Annotated in this window: 26 protein-coding genes; 15 read left to right on the forward strand and 11 right to left on the reverse strand. The window is 66.3% G+C overall.

What is annotated here, in order from left to right; translation table 11 throughout:
• Positions 1-9: 9 nt before the first annotated feature.
• Positions 10-882 carry a phenylalanine 4-monooxygenase gene (phhA, locus tag Q5H94_RS13280; protein WP_304561763.1) on the reverse strand — a complete coding sequence of 291 codons (873 nt, stop codon included), beginning with the start codon at positions 880-882 and terminating at the stop codon, positions 10-12.
• 38 nt (positions 883-920) lie between these two features.
• On the opposite strand from phhA, the gene Q5H94_RS13285 reads away from it, so the two are divergent.
• Together Q5H94_RS13285 and Q5H94_RS13290 are read left to right on the forward strand one after the other, a co-directional pair.
• A complete protein-coding gene (locus Q5H94_RS13285; protein WP_304561764.1) occupies positions 921-1,598 on the forward strand; it encodes a TIGR02117 family protein in 678 nt (225 codons plus the stop codon).
• On the forward strand, positions 1,595-2,290 hold the full coding sequence (locus Q5H94_RS13290) for an esterase/lipase family protein (RefSeq protein WP_304561765.1): 696 nt from the start codon (positions 1,595-1,597) through the stop codon (positions 2,288-2,290). Before Q5H94_RS13285 ends, Q5H94_RS13290 begins: the two co-directional genes overlap by 4 nt.
• Here Q5H94_RS13290 and Q5H94_RS13295 read toward each other — a convergent pair.
• Entirely contained in the window at positions 2,287-2,682 is a 396-nt protein-coding gene (locus tag Q5H94_RS13295) for a winged helix-turn-helix transcriptional regulator (protein ID WP_341850110.1), read from the reverse strand. The two genes, Q5H94_RS13290 and Q5H94_RS13295, sit on opposite strands and share 4 nt — an antisense overlap.
• 77 nt (positions 2,683-2,759) lie before the next feature.
• Here Q5H94_RS13295 and Q5H94_RS13300 point away from each other — a divergent pair, with 77 nt between their 5' ends.
• Complete coding sequence (locus Q5H94_RS13300) at positions 2,760-3,341, forward strand: FMN-dependent NADH-azoreductase (protein ID WP_304561766.1); 582 nt, start codon at positions 2,760-2,762, stop codon at positions 3,339-3,341.
• Positions 3,342-3,350: 9 nt separating this feature from the next.
• Here the strand turns inward: Q5H94_RS13300 and Q5H94_RS13305 are convergent, their stop codons facing one another.
• Both Q5H94_RS13305 and Q5H94_RS13310 read right to left on the reverse strand, forming a co-directional pair.
• A complete protein-coding gene (locus tag Q5H94_RS13305) occupies positions 3,351-3,611 on the reverse strand; it encodes a hypothetical protein (protein WP_304561767.1) in 261 nt (86 codons plus the stop codon).
• 14 nt (positions 3,612-3,625) lie between these two features.
• Positions 3,626-4,726 carry a glycerophosphodiester phosphodiesterase gene (locus tag Q5H94_RS13310; protein ID WP_304561768.1) on the reverse strand — a complete coding sequence of 367 codons (1,101 nt, stop codon included), beginning with the start codon at positions 4,724-4,726 and terminating at the stop codon, positions 3,626-3,628.
• Between the two features lie 130 nt (positions 4,727-4,856).
• Between Q5H94_RS13310 and Q5H94_RS13315 the strand changes: the two genes are divergently transcribed.
• Genes Q5H94_RS13315 through Q5H94_RS13325 form a run of 3 tightly spaced genes read left to right on the forward strand, consistent with a single transcriptional unit; the run spans position 4,857 to position 7,342 of the window.
• Positions 4,857-5,777 (forward strand): XdhC family protein, encoded by a 921-nt coding sequence (locus tag Q5H94_RS13315; protein WP_304561769.1) that lies wholly within the window; start codon positions 4,857-4,859, stop codon positions 5,775-5,777.
• Complete coding sequence (locus tag Q5H94_RS13320) at positions 5,764-6,369, forward strand: nucleotidyltransferase family protein (RefSeq protein ID WP_304561770.1); 606 nt, start codon at positions 5,764-5,766, stop codon at positions 6,367-6,369. The genes Q5H94_RS13315 and Q5H94_RS13320 overlap by 14 nt, the downstream gene beginning before the upstream one ends.
• 1 nt (position 6,370) lies before the next feature.
• Positions 6,371-7,342, forward strand: a complete 972-nt coding sequence (locus Q5H94_RS13325) for a quinone oxidoreductase family protein (RefSeq protein WP_304561771.1) — start codon at positions 6,371-6,373, stop codon at positions 7,340-7,342.
• 196 nt (positions 7,343-7,538) lie between these two features.
• Here the strand turns inward: Q5H94_RS13325 and Q5H94_RS13330 are convergent, their stop codons facing one another.
• From Q5H94_RS13330 to Q5H94_RS13360, 7 genes are all read right to left on the reverse strand, one after another.
• Positions 7,539-7,727: a hypothetical protein gene (locus Q5H94_RS13330; protein ID WP_304561772.1), complete on the reverse strand. Its 189-nt coding sequence runs from the start codon at positions 7,725-7,727 to the stop codon at positions 7,539-7,541.
• 173 nt (positions 7,728-7,900) lie between these two features.
• The gene (locus tag Q5H94_RS13335; protein WP_304561773.1) at positions 7,901-9,361 is read right to left on the reverse strand and encodes an efflux transporter outer membrane subunit; all 1,461 of its coding nucleotides are present in this window, start codon (positions 9,359-9,361) and stop codon (positions 7,901-7,903) included.
• On the reverse strand, positions 9,358-12,552 hold the full coding sequence (locus Q5H94_RS13340) for an efflux RND transporter permease subunit (protein WP_304561774.1): 3,195 nt from the start codon (positions 12,550-12,552) through the stop codon (positions 9,358-9,360). Before Q5H94_RS13340 ends, Q5H94_RS13335 begins: the two co-directional genes overlap by 4 nt.
• A 4-nt stretch (positions 12,553-12,556) precedes the next feature.
• A complete protein-coding gene (locus Q5H94_RS13345; protein WP_304561775.1) occupies positions 12,557-13,759 on the reverse strand; it encodes an efflux RND transporter periplasmic adaptor subunit in 1,203 nt (400 codons plus the stop codon).
• 116 nt (positions 13,760-13,875) lie between these two features.
• Positions 13,876-15,663, reverse strand: coding sequence for an AMP-dependent synthetase/ligase (locus Q5H94_RS13350; protein WP_304561776.1), 1,788 nt, complete (start codon positions 15,661-15,663; stop codon positions 13,876-13,878).
• A 44-nt stretch (positions 15,664-15,707) separates the two neighbouring features.
• The gene (gene ggt / locus Q5H94_RS13355) at positions 15,708-17,426 is read right to left on the reverse strand and encodes a gamma-glutamyltransferase (protein ID WP_304561777.1); all 1,719 of its coding nucleotides are present in this window, start codon (positions 17,424-17,426) and stop codon (positions 15,708-15,710) included.
• 49 nt (positions 17,427-17,475) lie between these two features.
• Complete coding sequence (locus Q5H94_RS13360) at positions 17,476-18,510, reverse strand: quinone-dependent dihydroorotate dehydrogenase (protein WP_304561778.1); 1,035 nt, start codon at positions 18,508-18,510, stop codon at positions 17,476-17,478.
• A 273-nt stretch (positions 18,511-18,783) separates the two neighbouring features.
• Between Q5H94_RS13360 and Q5H94_RS13365 the strand changes: the two genes are divergently transcribed.
• From Q5H94_RS13365 to Q5H94_RS13405, 9 genes are all read left to right on the forward strand, one after another.
• The gene (locus Q5H94_RS13365; protein ID WP_304561779.1) at positions 18,784-19,641 is read left to right on the forward strand and encodes a helix-turn-helix domain-containing protein; all 858 of its coding nucleotides are present in this window, start codon (positions 18,784-18,786) and stop codon (positions 19,639-19,641) included.
• Positions 19,642-19,808: 167 nt separating this feature from the next.
• A complete protein-coding gene (locus tag Q5H94_RS13370; protein WP_304561780.1) occupies positions 19,809-20,315 on the forward strand; it encodes an SUF system Fe-S cluster assembly regulator in 507 nt (168 codons plus the stop codon).
• Positions 20,315-21,778, forward strand: a complete 1,464-nt coding sequence (sufB, locus tag Q5H94_RS13375; protein WP_304561781.1) for a Fe-S cluster assembly protein SufB — start codon at positions 20,315-20,317, stop codon at positions 21,776-21,778. The genes Q5H94_RS13370 and sufB overlap by 1 nt, the downstream gene beginning before the upstream one ends.
• Before the next feature lie 133 nt (positions 21,779-21,911).
• Complete coding sequence (locus tag Q5H94_RS13380; RefSeq protein WP_304561782.1) at positions 21,912-22,199, forward strand: hypothetical protein; 288 nt, start codon at positions 21,912-21,914, stop codon at positions 22,197-22,199.
• A 312-nt stretch (positions 22,200-22,511) separates the two neighbouring features.
• Positions 22,512-23,255: a Fe-S cluster assembly ATPase SufC gene (sufC, locus tag Q5H94_RS13385; RefSeq protein ID WP_304561783.1), complete on the forward strand. Its 744-nt coding sequence runs from the start codon at positions 22,512-22,514 to the stop codon at positions 23,253-23,255.
• A gap of 120 nt (positions 23,256-23,375) precedes the next feature.
• Positions 23,376-24,131 carry a SufD family Fe-S cluster assembly protein gene (locus tag Q5H94_RS13390; protein ID WP_304561784.1) on the forward strand — a complete coding sequence of 252 codons (756 nt, stop codon included), beginning with the start codon at positions 23,376-23,378 and terminating at the stop codon, positions 24,129-24,131.
• A 46-nt stretch (positions 24,132-24,177) separates the two neighbouring features.
• Positions 24,178-25,389 carry a cysteine desulfurase gene (locus Q5H94_RS13395; protein ID WP_304561785.1) on the forward strand — a complete coding sequence of 404 codons (1,212 nt, stop codon included), beginning with the start codon at positions 24,178-24,180 and terminating at the stop codon, positions 25,387-25,389.
• On the forward strand, positions 25,386-25,877 hold the full coding sequence (locus Q5H94_RS13400; RefSeq protein ID WP_304561786.1) for an SUF system Fe-S cluster assembly protein: 492 nt from the start codon (positions 25,386-25,388) through the stop codon (positions 25,875-25,877). Before Q5H94_RS13395 ends, Q5H94_RS13400 begins: the two co-directional genes overlap by 4 nt.
• Positions 25,877-26,230 carry a HesB/IscA family protein gene (locus Q5H94_RS13405; RefSeq protein ID WP_304561787.1) on the forward strand — a complete coding sequence of 118 codons (354 nt, stop codon included), beginning with the start codon at positions 25,877-25,879 and terminating at the stop codon, positions 26,228-26,230. The genes Q5H94_RS13400 and Q5H94_RS13405 overlap by 1 nt, the downstream gene beginning before the upstream one ends.
• Positions 26,231-26,251: the final 21 nt, after the last annotated feature.

Below are 26,251 nucleotides of genomic sequence, written 5' to 3' on the forward strand. Positions count from 1 at the left end.
GCGGTGCAGTCAGGCCGGTGCCTTTTCTCGCGCATAGGCCTGCGTGCCGCGCGTGACGACGTCGTCGCCGTCCACGATTTCGCCGACCGGAATATCGGGCCCGCGCCGGATCGCACGGTAGAGCGGAGCGAAATCGGTCTGCGTCGTCGCGCGGAGCAGTTCCTCGAAGCTCGGGATGACGAAGTAATTCTGCTGGAAATCGTCGATCCGGTATTCGGTGCGCATCACGCGCTCCAGGTCGAAGGCGATGCGGTTGGGGCTGTCGCTGTCGAGCGCGAACTGGCTCTCGGCATAGCTCGACACGATGCCCGAGCCGTAGATGCGCAATTCCCCGCCCTCGCGCACCAGCCCGAATTCGACCGTGTACCAATAGAGCCGCGCGAGATACTTCAGCGCATCGAGCCCGCCCGCGCGCTGCCCACCGATGCCGTATGCCATCAGATAATCCGCGAACACGGGGTCGGCGAGCATCGGCACATGGCCGAACACGTCGTGAAAGACGTCGGGCTCCTGCAGGTAATCGAGCTGGTCGGCGCGGCGGATGAAATTGCCCGCGACGAAGCGGCGGTTCGCCATGTGATCGAAGAACACCGCGTCGGGCACCAGCCCGGGCACCGCGACCACACGCCAGCCGGTCAGCGCCTCCAGCCGGTCGGACAATTCCTCGAAATCGGGGATGCCGGGCTTGGAGAGCTTGAGCACGTCGAGCCCACGCAGATACGCCTCGGACGCGCGGCCCGGCAACAGCGCCGCCTGCCGCGCGAACAACGTATCCCACACGGCATGGTCCCCGGCGGAAAAATGCTGCCAGTTCTGCGGCACCGTCCAGTCGGCGGCAGCGCCCTCGGGCGGGGAAAAGTCGGGCGTGGCGTTCATCGTCATCAAGGCATAACATAGGGCCTGGTCTCAGGAAAACGAGCTTGGCACGACGCGGACTGCGGGGAATCGGCTGGCTGGCGGCGGCGTTGTTTCTGCTCGTCCTGGCCTACGCTGCGGCAGGCATGGTCGGCGGGGCGATCCCCGCGAACGCCGGCTGGCGCGCACCGCCTGAAGGCGTGCGCATCGCCGTCTCCAGCAACGGCGTGCATACGGGGCTGATCGTGCCGGTCGCGGCGGCGGGGGTCGACTGGCGCGATCTCGTTCGGCCGGAGGATATCGCCGATCCGCGTTATGCGGCGCTCGATTCGCTCGAGATCGGCTGGGGTGAGCGCACCTTCTATCTCGAGACCGCGACCTGGGCCGATGCGAAGCCGCTCACCATCCTGTCCGCCGCGATCGGCAGCAGGCGGACGGTGATGCATGTCGATCACCTCCGCTTCCCCGCCGCAAGTGACGACGTGCGCCATATCACGCTGCGGCCCGAGGAATATCGCCGCCTCGCCGCCTTCGTCCGCGCAAGTTTCGGCCAGTCCGCGCCGGGCACGCGGGGGTGGCACCGCACCGGCTATTTCAAGAACGACGCTTTCTATGAGGCCAATGGCACCTATAGTGCATTATATACATGCAACACCTGGACAGGTGATGCGTTGAAACATGCAGGCGTGCGCGTCGGTGCGTGGACGCCCTTTCCGGCGACGGTGCTAGGATGGTTCAGATGACGGCCCTTTCCCCTCCCTCGAAATGGCTTTGGGCCGCGGAGTTTCCGCGCGGATTGTTCGGCCTCGCGGAGTTCGCCGCCTCCCAGACGCGGCTGCGCGCCGCCCCGCGCGGCGACGGGCGGCCGGTGATGATCCTACCCGGCCTGATGACGACCGACCGCTCCAACACGTTCCTGCGCCAGTATCTGACGCGGCTAGGCTATCGCGTCGAGGGCTGGGGCCTCGGCCGCAATATCGGCGCGCGCGTGGTGGGCGGCGATGCGGAGCGGCTGATGGCCCGCATCCGCGAGGTCCACGAGCGTACTGGCGAGCCGGTCACTTTGATCGGCGTCAGCCTCGGCGGGATCATGGCGCGCATCGCCGCGCACCGCCTGCCCGGCGTGGTGCGCGAGGTCATCACGGTAAGCGCGCCCTACGCCGGATCGCCGCGCGCGACCAATGTGTGGCGCAGCTTCGAATTCTTCACCGGCGAGAAGATCGACGACGCCAAGGTGCAAGGTCAGGCCGCACTCGCCGCGATGCCACTGCCCGTCCCCGAAACGGCGATCTGGAGCCGCAGCGACGGTCTGGTCAATGGCACGATCTGCCGCGCGTCCGGGGCGCGAGCGATCGAGGTGAGGAGCAGCCATGTCGGCGTACAATGGCGGCGCGACGTGATGCTGGCGATCGCCGGCGTGCTCGGCGAGCGCTAGGCTCCCTCGCGGCCGTCGAACGCCGTCCGCGACCGCTCCATCGTGTCGCGGTTCTCCGTCACCCAACGGCCCAGCGCCATCACCGGCACCCGCAGCGATTGCCCGAGCGGGGTCAGCGCATAGTCGACGCGCGGCGGGATCGTTGGGAAGACGGTGCGCGTGACCAGCCCGTCGCGCTCGAGGTTGCGCAACGTCAGCGTCAACATACGTTGAGAAATGCCATCGACCAGACGCTTGATCTCGTTGAAGCGGCGCGGCCCCGCCGACAACAACATCACGATCAGGATCGTCCACTTGTCGCCGATCCGGGCCAGCAACGGCGTGACCGAGCGGCAGCCGGCGGTGATCTCATGCGGCGACATCTGGGTCACATCGATGTGACTGGGTGACAAAAGTGTGCCTCCTTGTGGGCGCTAGCGAAGGTATCATATCCCGCCCCGGTTACTCTTTTATACCGGAAGGCGAGCAAATGAAACTCCTCCACATCGATTCGAGCATCACCGGCGAGACTTCGGTCAGCCGCTCGCTGACCGCCGCCATCGTCGCGAAGCTGGCGGCCGCGCATTCCGGCACCGAGATCACCCGCCGCGACGTGACGGCGACGCCCCTGCCGCATCTCGATCTCGCCGCCATGCCCGGCGGCGGCGGCGATGCCGCGAGCGCCAGCACTGCGATCCTCGAGGAGTTTCTCGCCGCCGACGTCGTGGTGATCGGCGCGCCGATGTACAATTTCACCATTCCGAGCCAGCTCAAGGCGTGGATCGACCGCATCATCGTCGCGGGCCGCACCTTCCGCCACAATGCCGACGGCAGCGTCGAGGGTCTCATCCCCGGCAAGCGCGTGATCGTCGCCATCTCGCGCGGCAATTTCTACGGCGTGGGCGCGCCCGGCGAGCGGCTGGAGCATCTCGAAACCTATCTCGCGGCGCTGTTCGGCTTCATCGGCGTGACGCCGGAGTTCGTGATCGCGGAAGGCGTGGGCGCCGGGCCCGATCACCGCGCCGCAGCGCTCGACCATGCAGATCAGACGATCACGGCGCTCGCCGCCTGACGAGGGGGCCTAGCGCCCGGCGTAGCGGTCGCAATCCTCGCGGCCATCGCGGCGGCAGTCCTTGTAGGCTTGCCGCCGCGCCTTCGCGTCGCGTTCTTCCTGCTTGCGAACTTTCCGCCCGTAATTGCGGTCTGCCTCGGACTGGCTCGTCGTCGTCCAATCGACCGTCTTGCTGGCAACCTTGACCGGGGCGGTGGCGACCGTCGCGACGGTACGCAGACAGCCGCCCGCCAGCAGCGGCAGGAGGGCGGCGATCAGGATCTTACGCATGCCGGATACTCTTGTTACTGCGCGGCGGCGGCCTTGCGCGCCGCGACCCCGATATCGGGGAAGTCGGTGAAGAAGCCGTCGAGCCCAAGCTGCAGATATAGCACGATTTCGTCCTGGAGACGACCGTGATCGCTTGGCTTGGGCATCACCACGAAACCCGGTGTGACCTGCTGCACCTTGGTGTGGAAGCTCGGGATCAGGAAGTAATTTTCGGCGCGGAAGGTCCAGGGGTGAACGCGCAGGCCCGCCGCATGGGCATCCTGCACCAGCGTCGAGGGCGGTGCATCGCCCTTCTTGATCATGTCGAGGCCCGGCCCGATCCCATAGGCATAAGCCGCAATCTGCTTGAGGCCCGCAGGCGTCGCCATTTCGGCATAGCTCGGCGCCGCGTTGTCGGCGGGGCCGCCCTCTGGCGCCATCAACTGGATCAGGCGCAGGCCGGTCAGCTTGCGCAGCGCCTTCAAATTGTTGACCTCGAACGACTGGATGAACACCGGGTCGCCCGGCTTGCTCCACCCCGCCGCCTTCAACTGCGCGGCGAGCTTCTTCTCCATCGGCAGGCCGATCGACGCGAAATAGCTCGGGTGCTTGGTCTCGGGATAGATGCCGATCGTGCGCCCCATTTCCTCGGTGGCGCGCTTGGCGAGCGCGATCACCTCGGCGAGCGTCGGCACCTCGAACTTGCCGTCATATTTCGCATTGTCGGGCCGCAACTGCGGCAGGCGCTCCTTCGCGCGCAGCGTCTTCAACTCGGCAAGCGTGAAATCCTCGGTGAACCAGCCCTCGTGCCGCTCGCCGTCGATCGTCTTTACCGCCTTGCGCACGGCGAACTCCGGGTGCGCGGCAACGTCGGTCGTGCCGGTGATGTCGTTCTCGTGGCGGGCGACGAACACATTGTCCTTGGTCAGCACCAGATCGGGCTCGATGAAATCAGCGCCCTGCGCGATCGCCAGCTCATAGGACGCAAGCGTATGTTCGGGGCGATAGCCGCTCGCGCCGCGATGGCCGATCACGATCGGCGGCGTCTTGGGATCGAAGCGAGGCACTGGAGATTCCTGCCCCAAAGCCGCGACCGGCACCAGCAGCAGCATGGCCGCCATCAACATGCGTCTCATCATCGCTATCCTCACTACGGAAAAATCGCGATGCAGCAGGAACATGACAGATTGACGATCATCGCTCGCCGATTTGCCACCAGTAGGAGCCATGCTACCTCTCTTCCGGCACAAGAAAGAGGCGAGAACCGTGGCAGACAATGATTCGGTGCTCGCCGCCGCGAAAGCATGGGCGGGCGCGCCGATGGCGATCGCCACCGTCGTTTCGACCTGGGGATCTGCACCGCGCCCGCGCGGCAGTCACATGCTTGTCCACGCCGACGGCCGCTTCGAAGGATCGGTATCGGGCGGCTGCGTCGAGAGCGACATCCTCGCCACCGCCGCCGATGTGATCGCGGGCGCACCCTTCCAGCTCAAAAATTACGGCGTCGCCGATGCCGCAGCGTGGGAAGTCGGCCTGCCGTGCGGGGGGCAGATCGACGTGCTCGTCCAGCCGGTCGGCGCAGCGGGCTTCGACCCCGAACTGTTCGACCGCATCGCCGAGGCGCGCGCGGAAGGCCGGGCCGTCACGGTCAGCACCGATCTCGAGACCGGCCATTCCACCTTGCGCCAGTTGGAGGGTGCGGCTTTCGTCAACCGCTACGATCCACCGCGCCGCTTGTTGATCGTCGGCGCAGTGCAGATCGCGCAGACGCTGGCGGAGCTGGCACGCGCGATGGGCATCGACACGGTGGTGATCGACCCGCGCGCACGCTTTCTGACGGAGGAGCGTTTCCCCGGCGTTACGCTCGACGATCGCTGGCCCGACGAGGCGGTGGCAGCCTATGCGCCCGGCCCGGCGACGGCGGTGGTGACGCTCAGCCACGACACCAAGATCGACGATCCCGCATTGATCGCCGCGCTCGCTGCGCCGACCCGCTACGTCGGCGCGCTCGGCTCGCGAAAAAGCCATGCCGCGCGGCGGGAGCGTCTGGCGGCGGCGGGCGTTCCTGCTTCCGACTTGGATCGCATCGACGCGCCCGTCGGGCTCGATATCGGCGCGATCGGCCCGGCGGAGATCGCGCTTTCGATCGCCGCCGCCTTGGTGGGAGCCTTCAATGATCACGCCTGACGAACTGAAACCCGAACGGACCGCGCTCGTACTGCTGGCGGCGGGCAAATCCGAGCGCTTCGGGCTGTCCGACAAGCTAAACGCCTCCTTCCTCGGCCATCCGCTCGGCTATCACGTCGTCACCGCGCTCACCGCGGTGCCGTTCCAGGCGCGCATCGCGGTGTGCGACGGCGGCGAGCTCGATTACGGCGCACGCGGCTACACCGTCGTCATCAATGAAAAACCGGACGAGGGCATGGCCAGTTCAGTCCGCCTCGGCGTGAAGGCTGCGCGTGAGGCCGGGTGCGATGCGGTGCTGATCGCCCTCGCCGACATGCCGCGCGTCACGGCGACGCAGATCTACCGCCTGTTCGACGTCAGCCACGGCGACGAAACCGTGGCCGCATCCAGCGACGGCCTCTCGCCCAAGCCCCCGGTGCTGTTCGGCAAGGCGCAGTTCGACCTGCTCGAAGCGCTCGAAGGCGACGAGGGCGCACGCAAGCTCGTCAGCGGCGGGCGCCATGTGGTGACGATGGCCGACGAGCTGGTCGATGTCGATACCGAGGAAGAGCTCGAATACCTCCAGAGAAAGTTCGGTCATGGGAGACACTAGGATGGCGCGCGCGGCTGTGATCGAGCGGACGGGCGGCCCCGAAGTGATCGAGTGGCGCGACGTGACGTTGCCCGATCCCAAGCCGGGCGAGGTGCGGATGCGCAACGAGGCTGTGGGCCTCAACTTCATCGACATCTACCACCGCACGGGACTCTACCCGGTTTCGCTGCCCGGCGGGCTTGGCGGAGAGGCGGCGGGGGTGATCGAAGCGGTTGGCGAAGGCGTCGAAGGGTTCGCGCCCGGAGACCGGGTCGCGACGCTGGGGCCGACGCTGGGCGCGTACGCGACCGCGCGCAATGTGCCCGCGCGCGAGCTGTTTCGGCTGCCCGACGCGGTCGATGCGCAAACCGCCGCCGCGCTGCTGCTCAAGGGCTGCACCACCGAGTATCTGGTCGAGCGGCTGGCGAAGGTCGAGGCCGGGCAGACCGCGCTCGTCCATGCTGGTGCTGGCGGTGTCGGACAGCTTCTCGTCGGCTGGCTCAAGGCGATCGGCGCGACGGTGATCGCAACCGTCGGCAGCGCCGACAAGGCCGAAACGGCGAAGCGCGCCGGCGCGGATCACGTCATCCTCTACAAGCAGAACGATGTGGCGAAGGCGGTGCGCGCGATCGTGCCGGAAGGCGTCGCCGTCAGCTTCGACGGGGTCGGCAAGGATAGCTGGGAGGCATCGCTCGGCTCCGTCAAGCGACGCGGGCTGATCGCCAGCTACGGCAACGCCAGCGGCGCGGTCGATGCCGTCAATCTCGGCGTCCTGTCGAAGAACGGGTCGCTGTTCGTCACGCGGCCGACGCTGTTCGATTACTATGTGACGCCTGAGGAGCGCGCCGCGGGCCTGGCGCGCGTGTTCGCCATGCTCGAACAGGGCGCGATCGCCGCCAATATCGGCCAGACCTTCGCACTGGAAGACGTGGCGGATGCGCACCGTGCTCTGGCAGCGGGCGAGACCCAGGGCGCGACGGTGTTGCTGCCCTAATGCGTTTCATAACGTGGGGCGGTGCCCCGCTGACGCCACCCGCGCAAGAAAAAGGGGCCCGGCATGCCGGACCCCAGTTTCTTGTTTCTTCCAGGGAGCTACCCGGAAAAACCACGTGCGCCGCACTCCAAAAGGAGGCGGGATAATCCTGCGGCACCCGGCGCGGCCAGAGGCACGCGCAAGCGCCGCAAGTGGATTACATCGCGTTCGCGGTCTCGTTGGTCACCGTGATGTTCGACTCATCAACCGTGGTCAGGTTGCCCTCGTCGACCGTCGTTTCGTTGGTCACGATCGTGGTTTCGTTGGTGGTTTCGGTCTTGGGCGTGCAAGCAGCCGCACCCAGAGCAGCAGCGGCGATCAGCGACATCGTGACGATCTTCTTCATGGACGTATCTCCCATCGGTTGGTCAGGCCTTTGCCCGGGTCACCCAATTGCAACCCCTCCCCGGCCCTGAATGTCCGAAGGCCTTATTAGAGAATGCAGAGGCAAATGGTAGGGGAATTGTTCATTTCGCATGTCGATTCCGAAATGAATGCGATTTTGCGATCGGGGCCGGGTTAACGCGGCTGCCGCTCGGGAGCGGGCGCATCTTGCCAACCGCCACCTAACGCTTTGAAAAGACTGATCTGTGCATCCGAAACGGCGGCATCGGACGCCGCCAGCGCGGCGCGGGCCGAGGCGCGATCACGTTCCGCATCGATCAGCAAAAGAAAGCTGTCCGCGCCGTAATCGAAGCGCAAACGCGACAATTTTGCCGCCGCATCGCTCGACGCCACGCCGCGGCGCAGCGCAGCGTTGCGGTCGAGTTCGCCAGCGTACCGCGCCAGCGCCTGCTCGACTTCCTTGAGCGCGGTCAGCACCGCGCCGTCGAACGTGGCGAGGCTGGCGTCGGCACCGGCGCGCGCCTGCCGCAGCTGCGCCCGCGCAACCGTCTGATTGGGGAAGCTCCAGGAGATGAGCGGCCCGAGTGAGAAGGAAAGTGCATTGGCGCTGGTCGCCTGCGACAGGCTCGTCCCCGCGACCGACACATTCCCGGCGAGCGTGATCTTGGGATAGAGCGCCGCGATCGCCACGCCGACGCGCGCGGTATCGGCGGCGAGCTTGCGCTCGGCCGCGCGCACGTCGGGGCGGCGCGACAACAGCGCGGCACCGTCGCCGACCGGCAGCACGGCATCGACGCGCGGCGGCGTCGCGCAGCGATCGGCGTCGGCGTCAATCTGTTCCGGCGGCAGGCCGGTGAGCGTCGCCAGCGCATAGAGCGAGGCGCGACGCTCGGCCTCGAAGGTCGGGATCGTCGCCTGCGTCTGCGCAAGCAGCACGTCGGCACGCTCGACATCGCGGCGCGTGCCCCGCCCGGCGGTGAACAATGTGTTGGTCAGATTCAGCGTCTGTTGCTGGAGCTTGACCGTATCCGCCGCGACGGCGCGCTGCGCGGCGTTGCCGCAAGCGGCGGCATAAGCTCGCGCGGTTTCCGCAGCGACCGAAACGCGCGCCGCATCGAGCTGCGCTGCTGCCGCCTCGGTATCACCGCGCGCCGCCTCGATCGCGCGGGTGACCCCGCCGAACAGATCGACTTCATAGGAGGCATCGAACCCGCCCGAGAAGAGATCGGTCTCGAAAGGCTGCGTCGATGCGCCGCCCGCCCCGATACCGCCAGCGCCGAGCGCCGCGCCCGTGCCGAAGCGGCGGCGGGCGTAAGAGGCGCTGATGTCCGTGCTCGGCAGGCGCGCGCCCTTTTGTTCCGAAAGGACCGCGCGCGCGCGCACCAGATTGGCGGCGGCAACCCGGATATCGGTATTGTGCTTCAGCGCGGCGCCGACGAGCCGGTCTACGACGGGATCGTCGTAGAGCCGCCACCAGCGATCGGGCAGCGCCGTCGTGCTGGCGGCGGCGGGCGCCTTGGGCACTTCCGAGAACGATCCGGTCGAAACCGGCGGATCGGCCGGCCGCGTGTAGTTGGGGCCGACGACGCACGCCGACAGCGCCAGCGCGGGCAGGAGGGTCAATGCCCGCTTCATGCCGGGTCTCCCTCGGGTGCAGGCAGGGCCTTGGGCTCCGCCTCGTCCTTCTTGCGGCGCGGCACCTTCGACGACACCCAGTCGCCCAGCTTGCGGCTGATGATGTAGAAGCTCGGCGTGAACAACAGGCCGAAGGTCGTCACGCCGATCATGCCGAAGAACACCGCGACGCCCAGTGCGCGCCGCATCTCGGCACCCGGCCCCGATCCGATCACCAGCGGCAGCACGCCGAGGATGAACGCGATCGAGGTCATCACGATCGGCCGCAGCCGCTGTTCGGCGGCGTGGATCGCGGCATCATGCATGTTCATGCCGGCGTCTTCGTTCTGCTTGGCGAATTCCACGATCAGGATGGCGTTTTTGGCGGCGAGGCCGATCAGCACGACGAGGCCGATCTGCGTCAGGATGTTGTTGTCCATCCCCATCAGATTGACGCCGAGGATCGCCGCGAGCAGGCACATCGGCACGATAAGGATCACGGCGAAGGGCAATACCAGGCTCTCGTAATTCGCAGCGAGCAGCAGGAAGACGAACAGCACGGCAAGCCCGAAGACCAGTGCGCCGGTGTTGCCAGCCTGCTGCTGCTGGAAGGCCAGCTCAGTCCATTCGTAGGACATTCCCTTGGGCAACGTCTGCTCGGCGAGCGCCGCCATCGTCGTCAGCGACTGGCCGCTGGAGAAACCGCGCACCGTATCGCCCTGCAGTTCCGCAGACGGATAGAGGTTGTAGCGCACGACACGGTAGGGGCCGCTGTCGTTCTTGAGCGTCATCACCGCGTCCATCGGCACCATCTGCCCCCCGGCAGAGCGGGTTCGCAGGTGGCCGACGTCAGAAATCTGATCGCGATACGGCGCGTCGGCCTGCGCCGTGACGCGGTAGGTCCGGCCGAGGAAGTTGAAGTCGTTGATGTAGGTCGAGCCCAGATACGTACCGAGCGTCGAGAAGACATTCTCGACCGGGACGCCGAGCTGCTCCGCGCGTTCGCGATCGATGTCGGCGGTCAACCGCGGCGTGCGCGTGTTGAAGGTCGTGAAGGCGGATGTGATGCCTTCCGCCTTGTTGGCCTTCATCATCATCGCGAAAGCCGCGCCTTCGAGTGCCTTGTAGCCGAGGTTGTTGCGATCCTCGATCAGCATCTTCCAGCCGCCGCCGGTGCCGATCCCGCGCACGGGCGGCGGCGGCACGACGAGCAGGTTGCCGGCACCGATCGGCCCGAAGGCCTTGCGCAATTCGACGGCGATCTCGTCGGCGCTCTTGCGATCCTCGAACGGCTTGAGCGTGACGAACATCGCCGCGGCATTGGGTGCGGTCGAGAAGGTGGCGCCGTCGAGACCTGCGAACGCGACGGTCTCGAGCGTGCCGGCGTTATGCAGCGCGACGTCGGACGCGCGCTTCAACACCTCTGTCGTGCGCTGGAGCGAGGCGCCCGGCGGCAACTGGATCACCGCGATCAGATAGCCCTGGTCCTGCGCGGGAATGAAGCCGGTCGGCGTCGCGGTGAAGCGCCAGCCCGCCAGCCCGATCAGGCAGGCATAGACGACACCGATCAGCACCAGCGCGCGTACGGCACGCGCCGTGTAGCGGCCGAAGGTCTTGCCGAGCTTTTCAAAGCCGTGATTGAACCAGCGGGCGAAACGCGCCGGCCAGCCGAGCGGGCCCCGGCGCGGTTCGGTTTCTCCCTTCGGCCTCAGGATCAGCGCCGCGATCGCCGGCGACAGGGTCAGCGACACGAAGGCCGAGATGATCGTCGCGGACACGATCGTCAGCGCGAACTGCTTGTAGAATTCGCCCGAAATGCCGGGGATGAAAGATGTCGGGATGAACACGCCCGCCAGCACCAGCGCGATCGCGATCAGCGCGCCCGACACCTCGTCCATCGTCTCGTGCGCCGCCTCGCGCGGGGCAAGGCCCTTCTCCTCCATCAGCCGCTCGATATTCTCGACCACGACGATCGCGTCGTCGACGACGATGCCGATCGCCAGCACCAGCCCGAACAGCGACAGGTTGTTAAGGCTGAAACCGAATGCGGCGAGCATCGCCAGCGAGCCGATCAACGCGATCGGGATGGCGATGATCGGGATCAGCGCCGCGCGCCAGCTCTGCAGGAACAGCAGGACGACGAGCGCGACCAGCACCACGGCTTCGAACAGCGTGTGATACACGGCGTCGATCGAGGCGGAGATATATTCGGTCGGATTGTAGGGGATCGTATAGCGCATCCCCTGCGGGAAGCTCTTGCCCGCCGCCGCGATCTCCTTCTGCACCGCCTCGGCGGTGGTCAGCGCGTTGGACCCCGGAAGCTGGGTGACGCCCAGACCCGTCATCGGCTTGCCGCCGAGCATGCCGTTGATCGTGTAATCCTGCGAGCCGAGCTCGATCCGTGCGATATCACGCAGTCGCGTCAGTCGGCCCGACGTGTCGCGCTTGACGATGATCTCGCCGAACTGGTCGGTGGTGGTCAGCCGTCCCTCGGTCTGGATGCCGAGCTGGAACGCGGTGCCGCCCTGGTTGAACGGCGGCTGCCCGACCGATCCGACGGCGACCTGCGCATTCTGCGCGCGGATGGCGGCGACGATCTCGTCGACGGTCAGATCGCGCGAGGCGGCGCGATCGGGATCGATCCAAACGCGCATGTTGTAGTCGCGCGTGCCGAACGCGCGCACGCCGCCCACGCCGGGAATGCGCAGCAGGCGATCGATCACCTGCGTCTTGGCGTAATTGGAGACATATTGCTCCGACAGCGAACCGTCGGGCGAGGTGAGCGCGATCACCATCAGGATGTCGGGGGAGTTCTTCAATACCGTCACGCCGATCTGGCGGACCTGATCGGGCAGGCGCGGCTCGGCCGTCGCCACGCGGTTCTGCACCAGCACCTGCGCCTGATCGACATTGACGCCCGGCTTGAAGGTGACGGTGATGGTGATGCTGCCGTCGCCGGTGTTCGACGAGGACATGTAGATCATGTTCTCGACGCCGTTGATCGATTCTTCGAGCGGCGCGGCCACGGTTTCCGCCAGGGTCTCGGCGGTGGCGCCCGGATAGGTCGCGCTGACGACGACGGTCGGCGGCGCGATCTCGGGATATTGGGCGACCGGCAGGCCGGGATAGGCGACGATGCCGAACACCACGATCAGGACGGACAGCACCGCCGCGAAGATCGGCCGATCGATGAAAAAATGCGGAAAGCGCACGGGATCAGTTCGCCGATGCGTCGGATGGCGGCGGTGCCGTCTCCGGCGTGGATTGCGGTGCCGTGTCGGCCGCTCGCGGTTTCAACTTGATGAGGTTGGCCTTCACTTGCGCACCCGGCTGAAGATTTGTGATCCCGTCGATGGCGACGTGATCGGTCGGCGCGAGTCCGGTCTTTACGACGCGCAAGCCCTCGACCTGCGGGCCGGTCTCAACCGGGCGGGGCACGATCTTGCCGTCCTTGCCGACGATATAGATGAGTTTGCGCGCCTGATCGGTGATCACCGCCTCATCCGGGACCAGCATCGCCTTGTAATGGCCGGAGCCGAGCAGCCGCGCCCGACCGAACAGACCCGGCGTCAGGAAGCCATCGGGATTGTCGATCACGGCGTGCGCACGGATCGTGCCCGAATTGGTATCGATCGTATTGTCGAGGAACTGCATCCGCCCGTGCCAGCGGAAGCCCTTTTCGTCGGCAAGCTGGACCTCGACCGGATTGGGCGTGTTGCGCGACGATCCGCGCTCGCCGGCTTTCGCCTGCCGCAGATATTTGAGGTAGAAACTCTCGGCGCCTTCGAACGAGAACCAGATCGGATTGGTCGACACGACGCGCGTCAGCGACGTCTGCGCCTCGGTCGCGAAATTGCCGATGCTCACCCGGCGGTCGGAGACGAGGCCGGTGATCGGCGAGCGCACCGTCGTGAATTCGATATTCAACCGCGCGTTGCGCGCGTTCGCCTGCGCCGCCGCGAGATCGGCGGCGGCGGTGCGCACGGCCGCCTGCTTGGTCTCATATTCTTCCTTGCTGATCGCCTGCGCCGCGAGCAGCTTGTCGGCGCGCACCAGTTCGGAGCGGGCGTTGATCAGCGTCGCATTCGCCTTCGCCGCCTGTGCGACGGCCTGACCCAGCGCGGCCTGGTACGGCCGGGGATCGATGATGAAGAGCGGTTGGCCCGTCTTCACCCGCTGCCCGTTGGCAAACAGGATCTTCGTGATCGTGCCGGAGACGCGCGGCTTCAGGTCAACGTCCTGGATAGCCTCGAAACGGCCGACATATTCGTCCCAGTCGATGACATCGCGCTGCAATGGCATCGCCACCGTCACCTGCGGCAGCGGCGGTGGAGGAGGCGCACCCTTGCCACAGCTTGCCAGCGCCAGCACGCCAATCATTGCCAGTCCGCCTGCCAGCCTGGCCGGAGCTGCGCTCATAGATATTTTCCTTAGCGGATGATGCGCCCCGATTGCGACGGTTCATGCCGCAATGCAAGGTAGGATGCGGCCCTTTGTCATCAACCAATTGTAATTGCATGGTATTTTTTAGGACGTTACCCCTGATACAAACCATTTAGACGATCACCATAGACGTCGCGCAGAACGTGACGCCGGATTTTAAGCGAGGGCGTCATCTGGCTGTTCTCGATCGTGAATGGTTCGTCGGCGAGGATGAAGCGCCGAACGCGCTCGATCACCGAGAGTTCCCTGTTCACGCGCTCGACCGCGTGACCGATTGCCGTACGATATTCGCTGTTGCCGTTGAGTCGCGCGAGATCGCACGAATCGCCGTTCATCGCACACCAATGCTGCGTCCAGTCGGGATCGGGCACGATCAGCGCCACCATGTACGGCCGCCGGTCGCCGAAGATCATCGCCTGCGCGATCTCGGGTTGGAGCGTCAGCATCCCCTCGACCCGCTGCGGCGCGACATTGTCGCCCTTGTCGTTGACGATGATGTCCTTCTTGCGGTCGGTGATGCGGATGCGGCCCTTCGCATCAAACTCGCCGATGTCGCCGGTGTGGAGCCAGCCGTCGACCAGCACGCGCGCCGTCTCCGCCTCGTTGCGCCAGTATCCGTGCATGACAAGCTCGCCGCGCACCAGGATCTCGCCGTCGGCGGCGATCTTCACCTCGGTATCGGGCAGCGGCGGCCCGACGCTGTCCATGCGGATGCCCGCCTTCGGCCGATTGCACGATATGACCGGCGCGGCCTCGGTCTGGCCGTAGCCCTGCAGGAAGGTGAGGCCCAGCGCCTCGAAGAACACGCCGACCTCGGGCGTCAGCGGCGCGCCGCCCGAGACCATCGCCTTGATCCGCCCGCCGAACCGCTTGGCGATCTTGGGTTTCAGGAGCGTGTTGACGACAAGCTGCATCGGCGCATCGACCACGGTCGATTTGCCCTGGTATCGCTTCATGCCGATCGCCTGCGCGCGGTCGAGCAGGTAATTGGGGATGTTGCCCTGCTTCTCGATCGCTTTAGTGATGCGCGTGCGCAGCACTTCGAACAGGCGCGGCACCACCACCATGAAGGTCGGCCGCACCTCCTCGATATTGGCGGCGAGCTTCTCCAGCCCTTCCGCATAATAGATCTGCGCGCCGAGCCCGACCGGCAGATGCTGCCCGGCGCTATGCTCATAAGCGTGGCTCAGCGGCAGGAAGGACAGGAACACCTCGTCCTCCCAGCCGAAATCCTCCGAGATGATGAGCGATGCGCCCGCGACATTGTGCAGGATCGCGCCGTGATGCTGCATCACCCCGCGCGGCGCACCGCCGGTGCCGCTGGTGTAGATGATGCAGGCGGTGTCCTCGCGCTTCGCCGGGCAGGCGGCGAGCGCCGCCGGCTCGCCGGCGTGCGTATCGATCAAGGTTTGCCAGTGATGGACCGAGAGCAGATCGGTCTGCACCGCGCGCAATTCCTCGATACCGATCACCGCCTTGACCGAATTGGCACGTATCGCGGCGGGCATCAGCGTCGCGGCGAGCTTCCTGGTCGAGACGATGATCGCACGCGCGCCCGAATTCTCGATCACGTGCGTATGGTCGCGCTCGGTATTGGTGACATAGGCCGGCACGGTGATGCCGCCCGCCGCCATGATCGCAAGATCGGCGATGCACCATTCAGGCCGGTTCTCCGACACCAGCATCACGCGGTCGCCCGGTTCGACGCCGATATCCTTCAACGCCGCCGCCAGGTTCGCGACCCGCCGCGCCGCTTCACGCCAGCTTGTCGGCGTCCAGATGCCGTCCTGCTTGTGCCACAGGAACGGGGCGTCGCCTTTCTCGGCAACGCGCGTCGCGAACATGGCGACCAGATTGGCGAAATGCTCCAGCCTACGCATCGTCTCTCCCGGCCGCCCCATTCATGCAGGGCGGTTTCCTGATCCTACTCCGATGGCCGGTCCGGCACCACCGCCGCCGGTACGGGCTTCACGATCCGGCCGTCCGCGCCGATCGACACGCCTTCGCTGCGCGGATCGGCCGCACCCACCCATTTGCCGCCAACCCGCTCGATCGCATTGGCCTTCACGCCGAGTGGGACGACCGCAACCTTGTCGCCGAGCGCCTTCATCGCCGGTGCCAGCGCCTCGATCGACGTGCCCTTCTCGACCGCGACCACCTGCCCCGGCGCGAAGACGAGCCCCATTCCGATTGCATCCTGCGCGCTCATCTTGAAATCGATCACGCCCATGATCGCCTTCGCCACCTGCGCGATGATCGTGGAGCCCCCCGCCGCGCCGACGGCGAGCCGCACCTTGCCGCTCGCGTCGTAGACGATGGTCGGCGACATGGAACTGCGTGGGCGCTTGCCGCCCTCGACCCGGTTGGCGACGAAATTGCCGTCCTTGACCGGCTGGAGATCGAAATCGGTCAGTTCGTTGTTGAGGAAGATGCCGTTGACGGTCGACCCCGAGCCGAACACGCTTTCGACCGTCACCGTCGCCTGCGCGACATTGCCCCAGCGGTCGACCACCGCCATGTCGGTGGTGCCATGCTCGGGCCCCGGCTCGGCGCGCACAGGCGCGGGGGCACCGGCGGGCTGTCCGGGCAAGGCGACGTCGAGCGCCGTCGTCTCGGAAATCAGGGCGGAGCGGCTCGCGATATAGGCGGGGTCGGTCAGGCCTTGTACCGGCACCTGCACGAAGCCCGGATCGCCGAGCCACGCATCGCGGTCGGCATAGGCCAGGCGCGAGCTTTCCGCGAAGAGGTGCCAGGCGACGGGCGAATCCTTGCCGAGCTTGCCCATGTCGAAGCGTTCAAGCTGCTTAAGGATCATCAGCACGATGATCCCCCCCGACGCGGGCGGGCCCATGCCGCAGATCTTGTACGTCCGGTACGTGCCGCACACCGGCCCGGCATCGCGCACCTTGTAATCGGCGAGGTCGGCCGCGGTCATCTTCGACGGGTTGCGCGTGGCGGTGTTGACGGTGTCGACCAGCGCCTGCGCGTTCGGGCCGCTGTAAAAGGCTGTCGCGCCTTTCGCGGCGATCGCGCCGAGCAAAGCGGCCTGTTGCGGGTTCTTGAGCAGCGTACCGACCGGCTTCGCACTACCATCGGCATTGTAGAGGTACGCGGCCGGCCAGCCCTGCAGGAACCCCTGCGGCATTTTCGAGGTGAAATTGTAGAAGCGCGGGGAAATCTTCCACCCATCGCGCGCCAGCCGGATCGCGGGCTGGAAAAGCTGTGCCCAGGCGAGCTTGCCGTGCCGTGCGTGCGCGCGCTCCATCAGCCGCACCTCGCCCGGCACGCCCACGCTGCGCCCGCCCGGTACGGCGGCGGAGTGCGAGAGCGGCTGGCCGTCGGGCCCGAAGAACCAGCGCATGTCGGCCGCCTTCGGCGCAGCCTCGCGCGCGTCATAGGTCGAGACCTTGCCAGTCTTCGCGTCGTGATAGACCATGAAGCCGCCGCCGCCGAGGCCGGAATGGCCGGGCTCGACCACGCCGAGCGCCGCCATCATCGCCACCGCCGCATCGGCCGCGGTGCCGCCTTTCCTCAGCGTCTCCATTCCCGCTTGCGCGGCACGCGGATCGGCGGCGGAGACCATCTGCGCCGGAAGGGCTGCGGGGGAGAGGAGGAGGGCGAGCGCGGGGAGGAGCTTCTTCATGTCCACGCGAGGGTAACGGTCTTTACCGAAGGGGCAAGCGCGGAGCGCCTCAGCACCCCGTCCCCACCGCCTCACCCACACTCGCAAAGCCGTCGCGTGCGAGCAGCGCGGCAAGCTCGCGGTTGAGCCGCGCGGCCAGACCCGGCCCCTGATAGACGAGCGCGGTGTAGAGCTGGACGAGGCTCGCCCCGCTGAGGATGCGGCGATACGCCTCCGCCGCGCCGCCTATGCCGCCCGCCGAGATCAGCGGCAGCGCCCCGCCGGTGGCCTTGCGGAAATCCCCCAGCCGCGTGCGTGCAAGCTGCGCCAGCGGCAGGCCCGACAGCCCGCCGGTTTCGCCCGCGTTCTTGGACAGCAGGCCGAACGGTCGCTCCACCGTCGTGTTGTTGACGATCAACGCATCGATGCGATTGTCGATCGCGGCCCTGGCGATATCGTCGATGGCGGCGAGATCGAGATCGGGCGCGACCTTCAGGAACAGCGGCTTGTCGCCCGCCGCGCGCGCCGCCGCCAGCAATTCCGCCAGCGCCGCGCCGTGCTGCAGGTCGCGCAAACCCGGCGTGTTGGGGGAGCTGATGTTGATCGTCACGTAATCCGCGACCGCCGCCGCCTTGGCCACGCCGCTCACATAATCGGCGATGCGATCGGTCGCGTCCTTGTTCGCGCCGACGTTGATGCCGAGCACGCCCGCGCGTTTGGCGGCCGCCGCACGCGGCAGCGCCGCATCGATCCCGCCGTTGTTGAAGCCCATGCGGTTGATAACCGCCTGATCCTCGACCAGCCGGAACAGCCGTGGCTTCGGGTTGCCCGCCTGCGGCAACGGGGTCAGCGTGCCGATCTCGACGCTGCCGAAGCCCAATGCAAAGAAGCCGTCAATCGCGCGCCCGTCCTTGTCGACGCCCGCCGCCAGCCCGACCGGACTCGCGAAATCGATGCCCGCGACCGTGTTGCGCAACCGCGCGTCCGGCGTCGCGGCGGCGAGCGGCGTGCCTGCCTTCGCCCACAGCGCGAGCGCATCTATGGTGAGCGTATGCGCGCGCTCGCCATCGAGCAGGAACAGGGCGGGGCGCACGGGAAAAGCCATCGCCGCCTGATGGCACCGCGCCGCGCGCGGGTCAAAATCGGCTTTCCGAAAATTGCGCGAAAATGCGAAAAAACCGCTTCCGCGTCGCTTCCATCCAATACGCCCCCGCACGATTCTGGTGAAGAGGGGCCGCGACCCAAGGGGTTCTCGGACCGGGAACCCTAGAACTATTGGCCCGGACGGTTTCCACCGTCCGGGCCACTTTTCTTTGGGGTGCGTTCGCGCTAACCGCCTGTTTTCTGAAAACACGTTCGAGAAAACAGGGGTCGCAGCGTGTCGGATGTAGAGCTGGACTATGCAGTCCCGGCGGCGGATGTCGCCGATTACGTGACATTGTTCTACGATTTCCGCGCCGATGTCGCGGTTTTCGAGGATACCGAGCGCGCCGATCACGCGCAGTTGCGCTTTCGCTTGCTGCCCGGCACCGCCGAATATCGTTTCCCCGACGGGTCGAAGCAGAAAGCGGGCGAGGTCCATCTGATCGGCCCGACCAGCGGCGCGATGAAGGTGCGCGCGCCGGGCCCGGTCGTGGTGTTCGGCATGGGTCTGACGCCCGCGGGCTGGGCGGCGATGGTCGGCGACGACGCCTCGGCGATGATGAACCGCGTGATCGATGCGTCCAGCCTGTTCGGCGCGCCGCTGCTGCGCAAGGCCATCGCCGACCTGCGCCATGCCCCCGATGCCGAGACGCGCGTCGCGGTGGCGGAACGGCTGGTGCGCGAACTGGTGCGCACCGGCGACGCGGGCGCGCGGCGCTTCGTGCGGCAGGTCGATGCGTGGCTGGCCGAGAGCCCCTCGCCCGAGATGGACGATCTCGTCGCCGAATCCGGGCTGTCGCGGCGGCAGGTCGAGCGCAAGTGCAAGGCGCTGTACGGCGTGCCGCCCAAGCTGCTCGCGCGCAAATACCGCGCGCTCCGCGCGGCGGTGGCCTTGCTGGCGACCGACGAACCGCTCGACGACCTGATGGAGCGCGGCTTCTACGACCAGTCGCACCTCATCCGCGAGATCAAGCATTTCACCGGCCTCACCCCGGGCCAGATGAAGGCCGAACCGACGATGCTCTCGCGCCTCACGATCACGCAGAGGTCCGCGCTCGGCGACCGGGTAAGCCCGCTGATCAGCGGCACTTAGTCTCGAACCTGTTCTCCCGCGAAAGCGGGAGTCGAGAGTCACGAACGCGACGCTACTTGGCGCTGGACTCCCGCTTTCGCGGAAGAACAAGGTGTTGACCTGACGCGTGTCAAAGCCCACATGCGCAATCGGATCGATTCCGTCCGATTTGAGAACCATTCGCAACTATGCGTCTTTCGAGCCTTGCCGATTATGCCGTCGTGATGATGTCGGCCGCCGCGCGCCATTGCGGCGTGAGCGGGCGGTTGAACGCGACGCTGCTCGCGAACGAGACCAGCCTCCCGCTGCCGACGGTGCAGAAACTGGTCAGCAAGCTCTCGGCCGCCGGCCTCATCGAATCGACGCGCGGCACCGGCGGCGGCTTCCGCCTCTCGCGTCCGCCCGCCTCGATCACGCTGGCCGACATCGTCGAGGCGATCGAGGGCCCGATCGCGATGACCGCATGCGTCGAGGCCGGCGCGCACGACTGCGCGATCGAGGGCGACTGCAAGGTCAAGCCGCACTGGAACGCCGTCAACGGCGCGGTGCGTGGCGCGCTGGCGGGGGTATCGCTGGCCTCGCTTTCCACCGTTCGCCCTGAGCCTGTCGAAGGGCTGCCCTTCTCTGCAGTCGTTGAAAAGAAGGACAGGGCTTCGACAAGCTCAGCCCGAACGGAAATGAAGGTTTCGCTCTGATGGCCACCAAGAACGCCGATGCGCTCGCCGCCGCCAACAAGGCGTATGAATGGGGCTTCAGCTCGGACATCGAGCAGGAGTTCGCGCCCAAGGGCCTCTCCGAGGACACCGTCCGCTTCATCTCCGCCAAGAAGAACGAGCCGGAATGGATGCTCGACTGGCGGCTCAAGGCCTATCGCCACTGGCTGACGATGGAGAGCCCCGACTGGGCCAAGCTGGAGATCGATCCGATCGATTACCAGGACGCCTATTATTACGCCGAGCCCAAGGCCAAGCCCAAGCTCGGCAGCCTCGATGAGGTCGATCCCGAGATCCTCAAGGTCTACGAAAAGCTCGGCATCCCGATCGAGGAGCAGAAGATGCTCGCGGGCGTCGAGGGCGCGCGCAAGATCGCCGTCGACGCCGTGTTCGATTCGGTCAGCGTCGCCACCACCTTCCGCAAGGAGCTGGAAGCCGCCGGCGTCATCTTCCGCTCGATCAGCGAGGCGATCCGCGAATACCCGGAGCTGGTGAAGAAGTGGCTCGGCAAGGTCGTGCCGATGCACGACAATTATTTCGCCGCGCTCAACTGCGCGGTCTTTTCGGACGGCACCTTCGTCTACATTCCCGAGGGCGTGCGCTGCCCGATGGAGCTGAGCACCTATTTCCGCATCAATGCCGAGAATACCGGCCAGTTCGAACGCACGCTGATCGTCGCCGACAAGGGCGCGTATGTCTCTTACCTCGAAGGCTGCACCGCGCCGATGCGCGACGAGAACCAGCTGCACGCCGCCGTGGTCGAGCTGGTCGCATTGGACGATGCCGAGATCAAATATTCGACCGTGCAGAACTGGTATCCCGGCGACGCCGACGGCAAGGGCGGCATCTACAATTTCGTCACCAAGCGCGCGCTCTGCCAGGGCCGCAACAGCAAGGTGAGCTGGACGCAGGTCGAGACCGGCAGTGCGATCACCTGGAAATACCCGAGCTGCGTGCTGAACGGCGAGAACAGCGTCGGCGAATTCTATTCGGTCGCCGTCACCAACAACCGCCAGCAGGCCGATACCGGCACCAAGATGATCCACAACGGCAAGGGCAGCCGCTCGACGATCGTGTCGAAGGGCATCTCCGCCGGCCGGTCGAACAACACCTATCGCGGGCTGGTGCGCGTGGCGGCGGGCGCGGAAGGGGTGCGCAACTTCACCCAATGCGATTCGCTGCTGCTGGGCAGCGAATGCGGAGCGCACACCGTGCCCTATATCGAGGTCCGCAACCCGAGCGCGCAGATCGAGCATGAGGCGACCACCTCGAAGATCTCCGACGACCAGCTTTTCTACGCGATGCAACGGGGCCTCGATCAGGAAGCGGCGGTGGCGCTGATCGTCAACGGTTTCGCCAAGGAAGTGCTGCAACAACTGCCGATGGAATTCGCTGTCGAGGCACAGAAGCTGCTGGGGATCAGCCTCGAGGGGAGCGTGGGGTGAGCCGCGCCCTCACTCCCTTCCGTCATGCTGGACTCGTTTCAGCATCCATCGCGCCGCAAATCCGGTCTACGCAAGTGGAGAGGTGGACCCTGAAACAAGTTCAGGGTGACGGCGTGTTTGGGGTGAGCGCGACATGATCCTCCTGCCCCTCCTCCTCGCCGGGCAGGCCGCCGAGACGCCGCCAGACGTCGTCGTGATGCACGACAAGCTCCGCAAGCTGCGCGTCAGCACGCAGCTCGACGCGCGCGGCCGGGTTCATGCCTGCGCCATCACCGTATCGAGCGGCGACCGCATGATCGACGAACGCGCCTGCCTCGCCACCCGCGACTGCGTGGCGGCCGGCAACCGCGACGGCGAGACGCTGGCGAACTGTGTCGATGCGAAGCTGGTGGCGTTCGTCCGCTCGGGGATGAGCGGATGAGCGCGTCACTTAACGAGTTTGAGGGCTGGTTCTTGATCCCAACTATACTGTCGGGATTCATGACTACATTTTTGCTAGCATTTAAATTCGTAAATGCAAAATTGGCGTACGTAACCGGGTTTCTTTGCGGATTTTTTTCGGCGCTTGTTGGGATTGTTGTTTTGTTCTCATCAAACTTCGCCAATCTCGATTATGATCTGTTTATATTTCCTTTTCGCATCGTTCAATGCGGAGCCTTAGGAGTTGGGACCGGCTTGTTCGCGGCATTCTGCACCAAAGCAATTTGTGATCTTTAAGTGAAAAGACAATTTGATGCTCCAAATCCATAACCTCCACGCCGAGATCGACGGCAAGCCGATCCTCAAGGGCCTCACCCTCACCGTGAATGCGGGCGAGGTCCACGCCATCATGGGGCCGAACGGCGCGGGTAAGTCGACGCTTGGCTATGTCCTCGGTGGTCGCCCCGGCTACGAAGTCACCGAAGGCGAAGTCACCTTCGACGGCATCGATTTGCTCACCCTCGCCCCGCACGAGCGCGCCGCGGCGGGGCTGTTCCTCGGCTTCCAGTATCCGGTCGAGATTCCCGGCGTTTCCAACGTGCAGTTCCTGCGCGAGGCGCTCAACGCGCAGCGCAAGGGCCGCGGCGAGGCCCCGCTTTCCGGTGGCGATTTCCTCAAGGTCGCGCGCGCGCAGGCCGCCGCGATCGGTATGGATGCCGAGATGCTCAAGCGCCCCGTCAACGTCGGCTTCTCGGGCGGCGAGAAGAAGCGCAACGAGATGGTGCAGATGGGCATCCTGAGCCCCAAGTTCGCGATCCTCGACGAGACCGACTCCGGCCTCGACATCGACGCGCTGCGCGCCGTCGGCGACGGCATCAACCGCATCATGCGCGCGAGCGACAAGGGCGTGCTGCTGATCACGCATTACCAGCGGCTGCTCGACTACGTGAAGCCCGACGTCGTCCACGTCCTCGCGGGCGGGCGCATCGTCAAGACCGGCGGGCCCGAACTGGCGCTGGAGCTCGAAGCGGCCGGCTATGCCGAGGTGGTGGCATGACGAGCGCCACCCTCTCTTCCCGTCATGCTGAACTTGTTTCAGCATCCATCGTGCCGCAATTCCCGTCCGTGCCCGTGGAGGGATGGACCCTGAAACGAGTTCAGGGTGACGGAGCTTTTTGTGGCTGACCTCGCGACTCTCCCTACCCGCCGCGACGAGGCGTGGCGGTACTCCGACCTGGAGGCCGTCGCCTCGGTCTGGCCACTCCCCGCGCCCGAACTGATCGAGGTCGCGGCCGGCGAGAGCGTCGCGCGCGTCATCGTGCAGGATGCGCCCGCCACCGGCACCGCGATCCGCGCCTACCGCGTCGTCCTCCACGCCGGCGCGACCGCGACCTTCCATGTGCTCAACACCGGCGGGAAACTCGGCCGGGTCGAGATCGACGTTACCTGCCACGACGGCGCGCATTTCGAGCTTGGCGCGGCGATGCTCGGCACCGGCGACCAGACGCTCGAGATCGTCACCACGCTCAATCACATCGAACCCAACGCCACCTCGAACCAGATCGTCCGCTCGGTGCTGGGCGGGCGCGCGACGGGCAGCTATCTTGGCAAGGTCGCCGTCGCGCGCGACGCGCAAAAGACCGACGCCAGCCAGTCGGTGAAGGCGATGCTGCTCGATCGCACCGCGACCGCCAACGCCAAGCCCGAGCTGGAAATCTACGCCGACGACGTGAAGTGCGCGCACGGCGCGACCGTCGGCGAGCTGGACAAGACCGCGCTTTTCTATCTCCAGAGCCGCGGCCTCCCCCCCGCCGAGGCCAAGACGCTGCTGCTGCGCGCCTTCGTCGGATCGGTGTTCGACGGCATAGCCGATGCGGACGAGCGCGAGGCCGTCGAAGCCGCGGCGCAGGCCGCGCTGGAGCGGATGCTGTGAGGGCAATGCGCAACCTGCTCCCCTCCCTGGAAGGGAGGAAGAAGGCATGAGCACGATATCCGACACCCGCCCGCTCGACCGGCTCGCCGATTTCCCGGCCATCCGCGACGGCTGGGCCTATCTCGACACCGCCGCCACCGCGCAGAAGCCGATAGCCGTGATCGACGCCATCGCGCGCGGATACGACACCACCTACGCCACCGTGCATCGCGGCGTGTATCAGCGCAGCGCCGACATGACGCTTGCGTTCGAGGCGGGCCGCAAGCGCGTGGCGCGCTTCCTCAATGCCGACGAGACCGAAGTGGTTTTCGTGCGCGGCGCGACCGAGGCGATCAATCTCGTCGCGCAGTGCTGGGCGCAAGAACAGCTCAAGCCCGGCGACCGCATCCTGCTCTCGCAGCTCGAGCATCACAGCAATATCGTGCCGTGGCAGATGGCGGCGGAAAAGACCGGCGCGGCGATCGACGTGGTGCCGCTCACGCCCGATCACCGCATCGATCTCGACGCGATGGCGGCGATGATCACCCCCGCGCACAAGCTCGTCGCGCTCGGCCATGTCTCGAACGTGCTTGGCTCGGTGCTCGACGCGAAGCGCGCGACCGAAATCGCCCATTCGGTCGGCGCGAAGATCCTGCTCGACGGCTGCCAGGCGGTGCCGCGCCTGCCCGTCGACGTGGCGGAGATCGGCTGCGATTTCTACGTCTTCTCGGGCCACAAGCTCTACGGCCCGACCGGCATCGGCGTGCTGTGGGGCCGCGCCGAATTGCTGGCGGCAATGCCCCCGTATCAGGGCGGCGGATCGATGATCGACCGCGTTACCTTCGCCAAGACCACCTACGCTCCCCCGCCCGGCCGCTTCGAAGCAGGGACGCCGCATATCGTCGGCGTGCTCGGGCTGCACGCCGCGATCGATTATGTCGACGCCATCGGGCTGGAGGCGATCCACACGCACGAGACGGAGCTCGTCGCACAGACGCGCGCGGCGCTGCGCGGCATCAACTCGGTCACGCTCTACGGGCCGGAGGATGCGGCCGGCATCGTCTCTTTCAGCATCCAGGGGGTGCATCCGCACGACATCGGCACCATCTTGGACGAGGGGCATGTCGCCATCCGCGCCGGGCATCATTGCGCGCAGCCGCTGATGGACAGCCTTGGCATACCCGCGACGGCGCGGGCCAGTTTCGGGGTTTATAACGGCCCGCAGGATATCGAGGCGCTGGTGCGCGGGATCGAACGAGTAACGAGGATCTTCGGATGAACGAGGAAAGCAGGATCGCGGTGGAAGAAGTCGAATCGGTCGATGCGCCGCCCAAGGCGCGCGTGGAGTCCGCCGATACCGGCCCGGCGCCCGGCACGCTCGCCGAGAAGCTGGTGCGCAAGCGCGACTATCTCGAGGGCTTTCTGGCGCAAAAGCCCGAGGGCGGCGCATCGGGCGAGCCCGGCGGCGAACTCTACGAGGCCGTCATCGCCGCGCTGAAGGAAATCTACGACCCGGAAATCCCGGTCAACATCTACGATCTCGGCCTGATCTACGGCGTCGAAGTGACGACGGAGGGCCACGCCGCCGTAACCATGACGCTGACGACGCCGCACTGCCCGGTCGCGGAGTCGATGCCCGGCGAGGTCGAAATGCGCGTATCCTCGGTCCCCGGCATCGCCACCGCCGACGTCAACCTCGTGTGGGAACCCGCCTGGGATCCGCAAAAGATGAGTGACGATGCGAAATTAGAATTGGGGATGCTGTGATGGCCACGATCACCCGCCAGCGGCCCGCCGCGCTCAACCTGACGCCTTCCGCAGAAGCGCGCATCACCGCGTTGATGGCCAAGGCCCCGGAAGGGTCGATCGGCGTCAAGCTCTCGACCCCCAAGCGCGGCTGCTCGGGCCTCGCCTATTCGGTAGATTACGTGAGCGAGGCCAAGCCTTTCGACGAGCGCATCGACACGCCCGGCGGCACCCTGTTCGTCGACGGCGGCTCGATCATGTATCTCGTCGGCAGCACGATGAACTGGGTCGAGGACGATTTCGCGGCAGGCTTCGTGTTCGAGAATCCCAACGCCAAGGGCGCCTGCGGGTGCGGGGAAAGCTTCACGGTCTAGTCGCCGCACCGGAGCCGCCGA

It is taken from the genome of Sphingomonas immobilis, from assembly GCF_030580995.1.
GTDB lineage: Bacteria > Pseudomonadota > Alphaproteobacteria > Sphingomonadales > Sphingomonadaceae > Sphingomonas > Sphingomonas immobilis.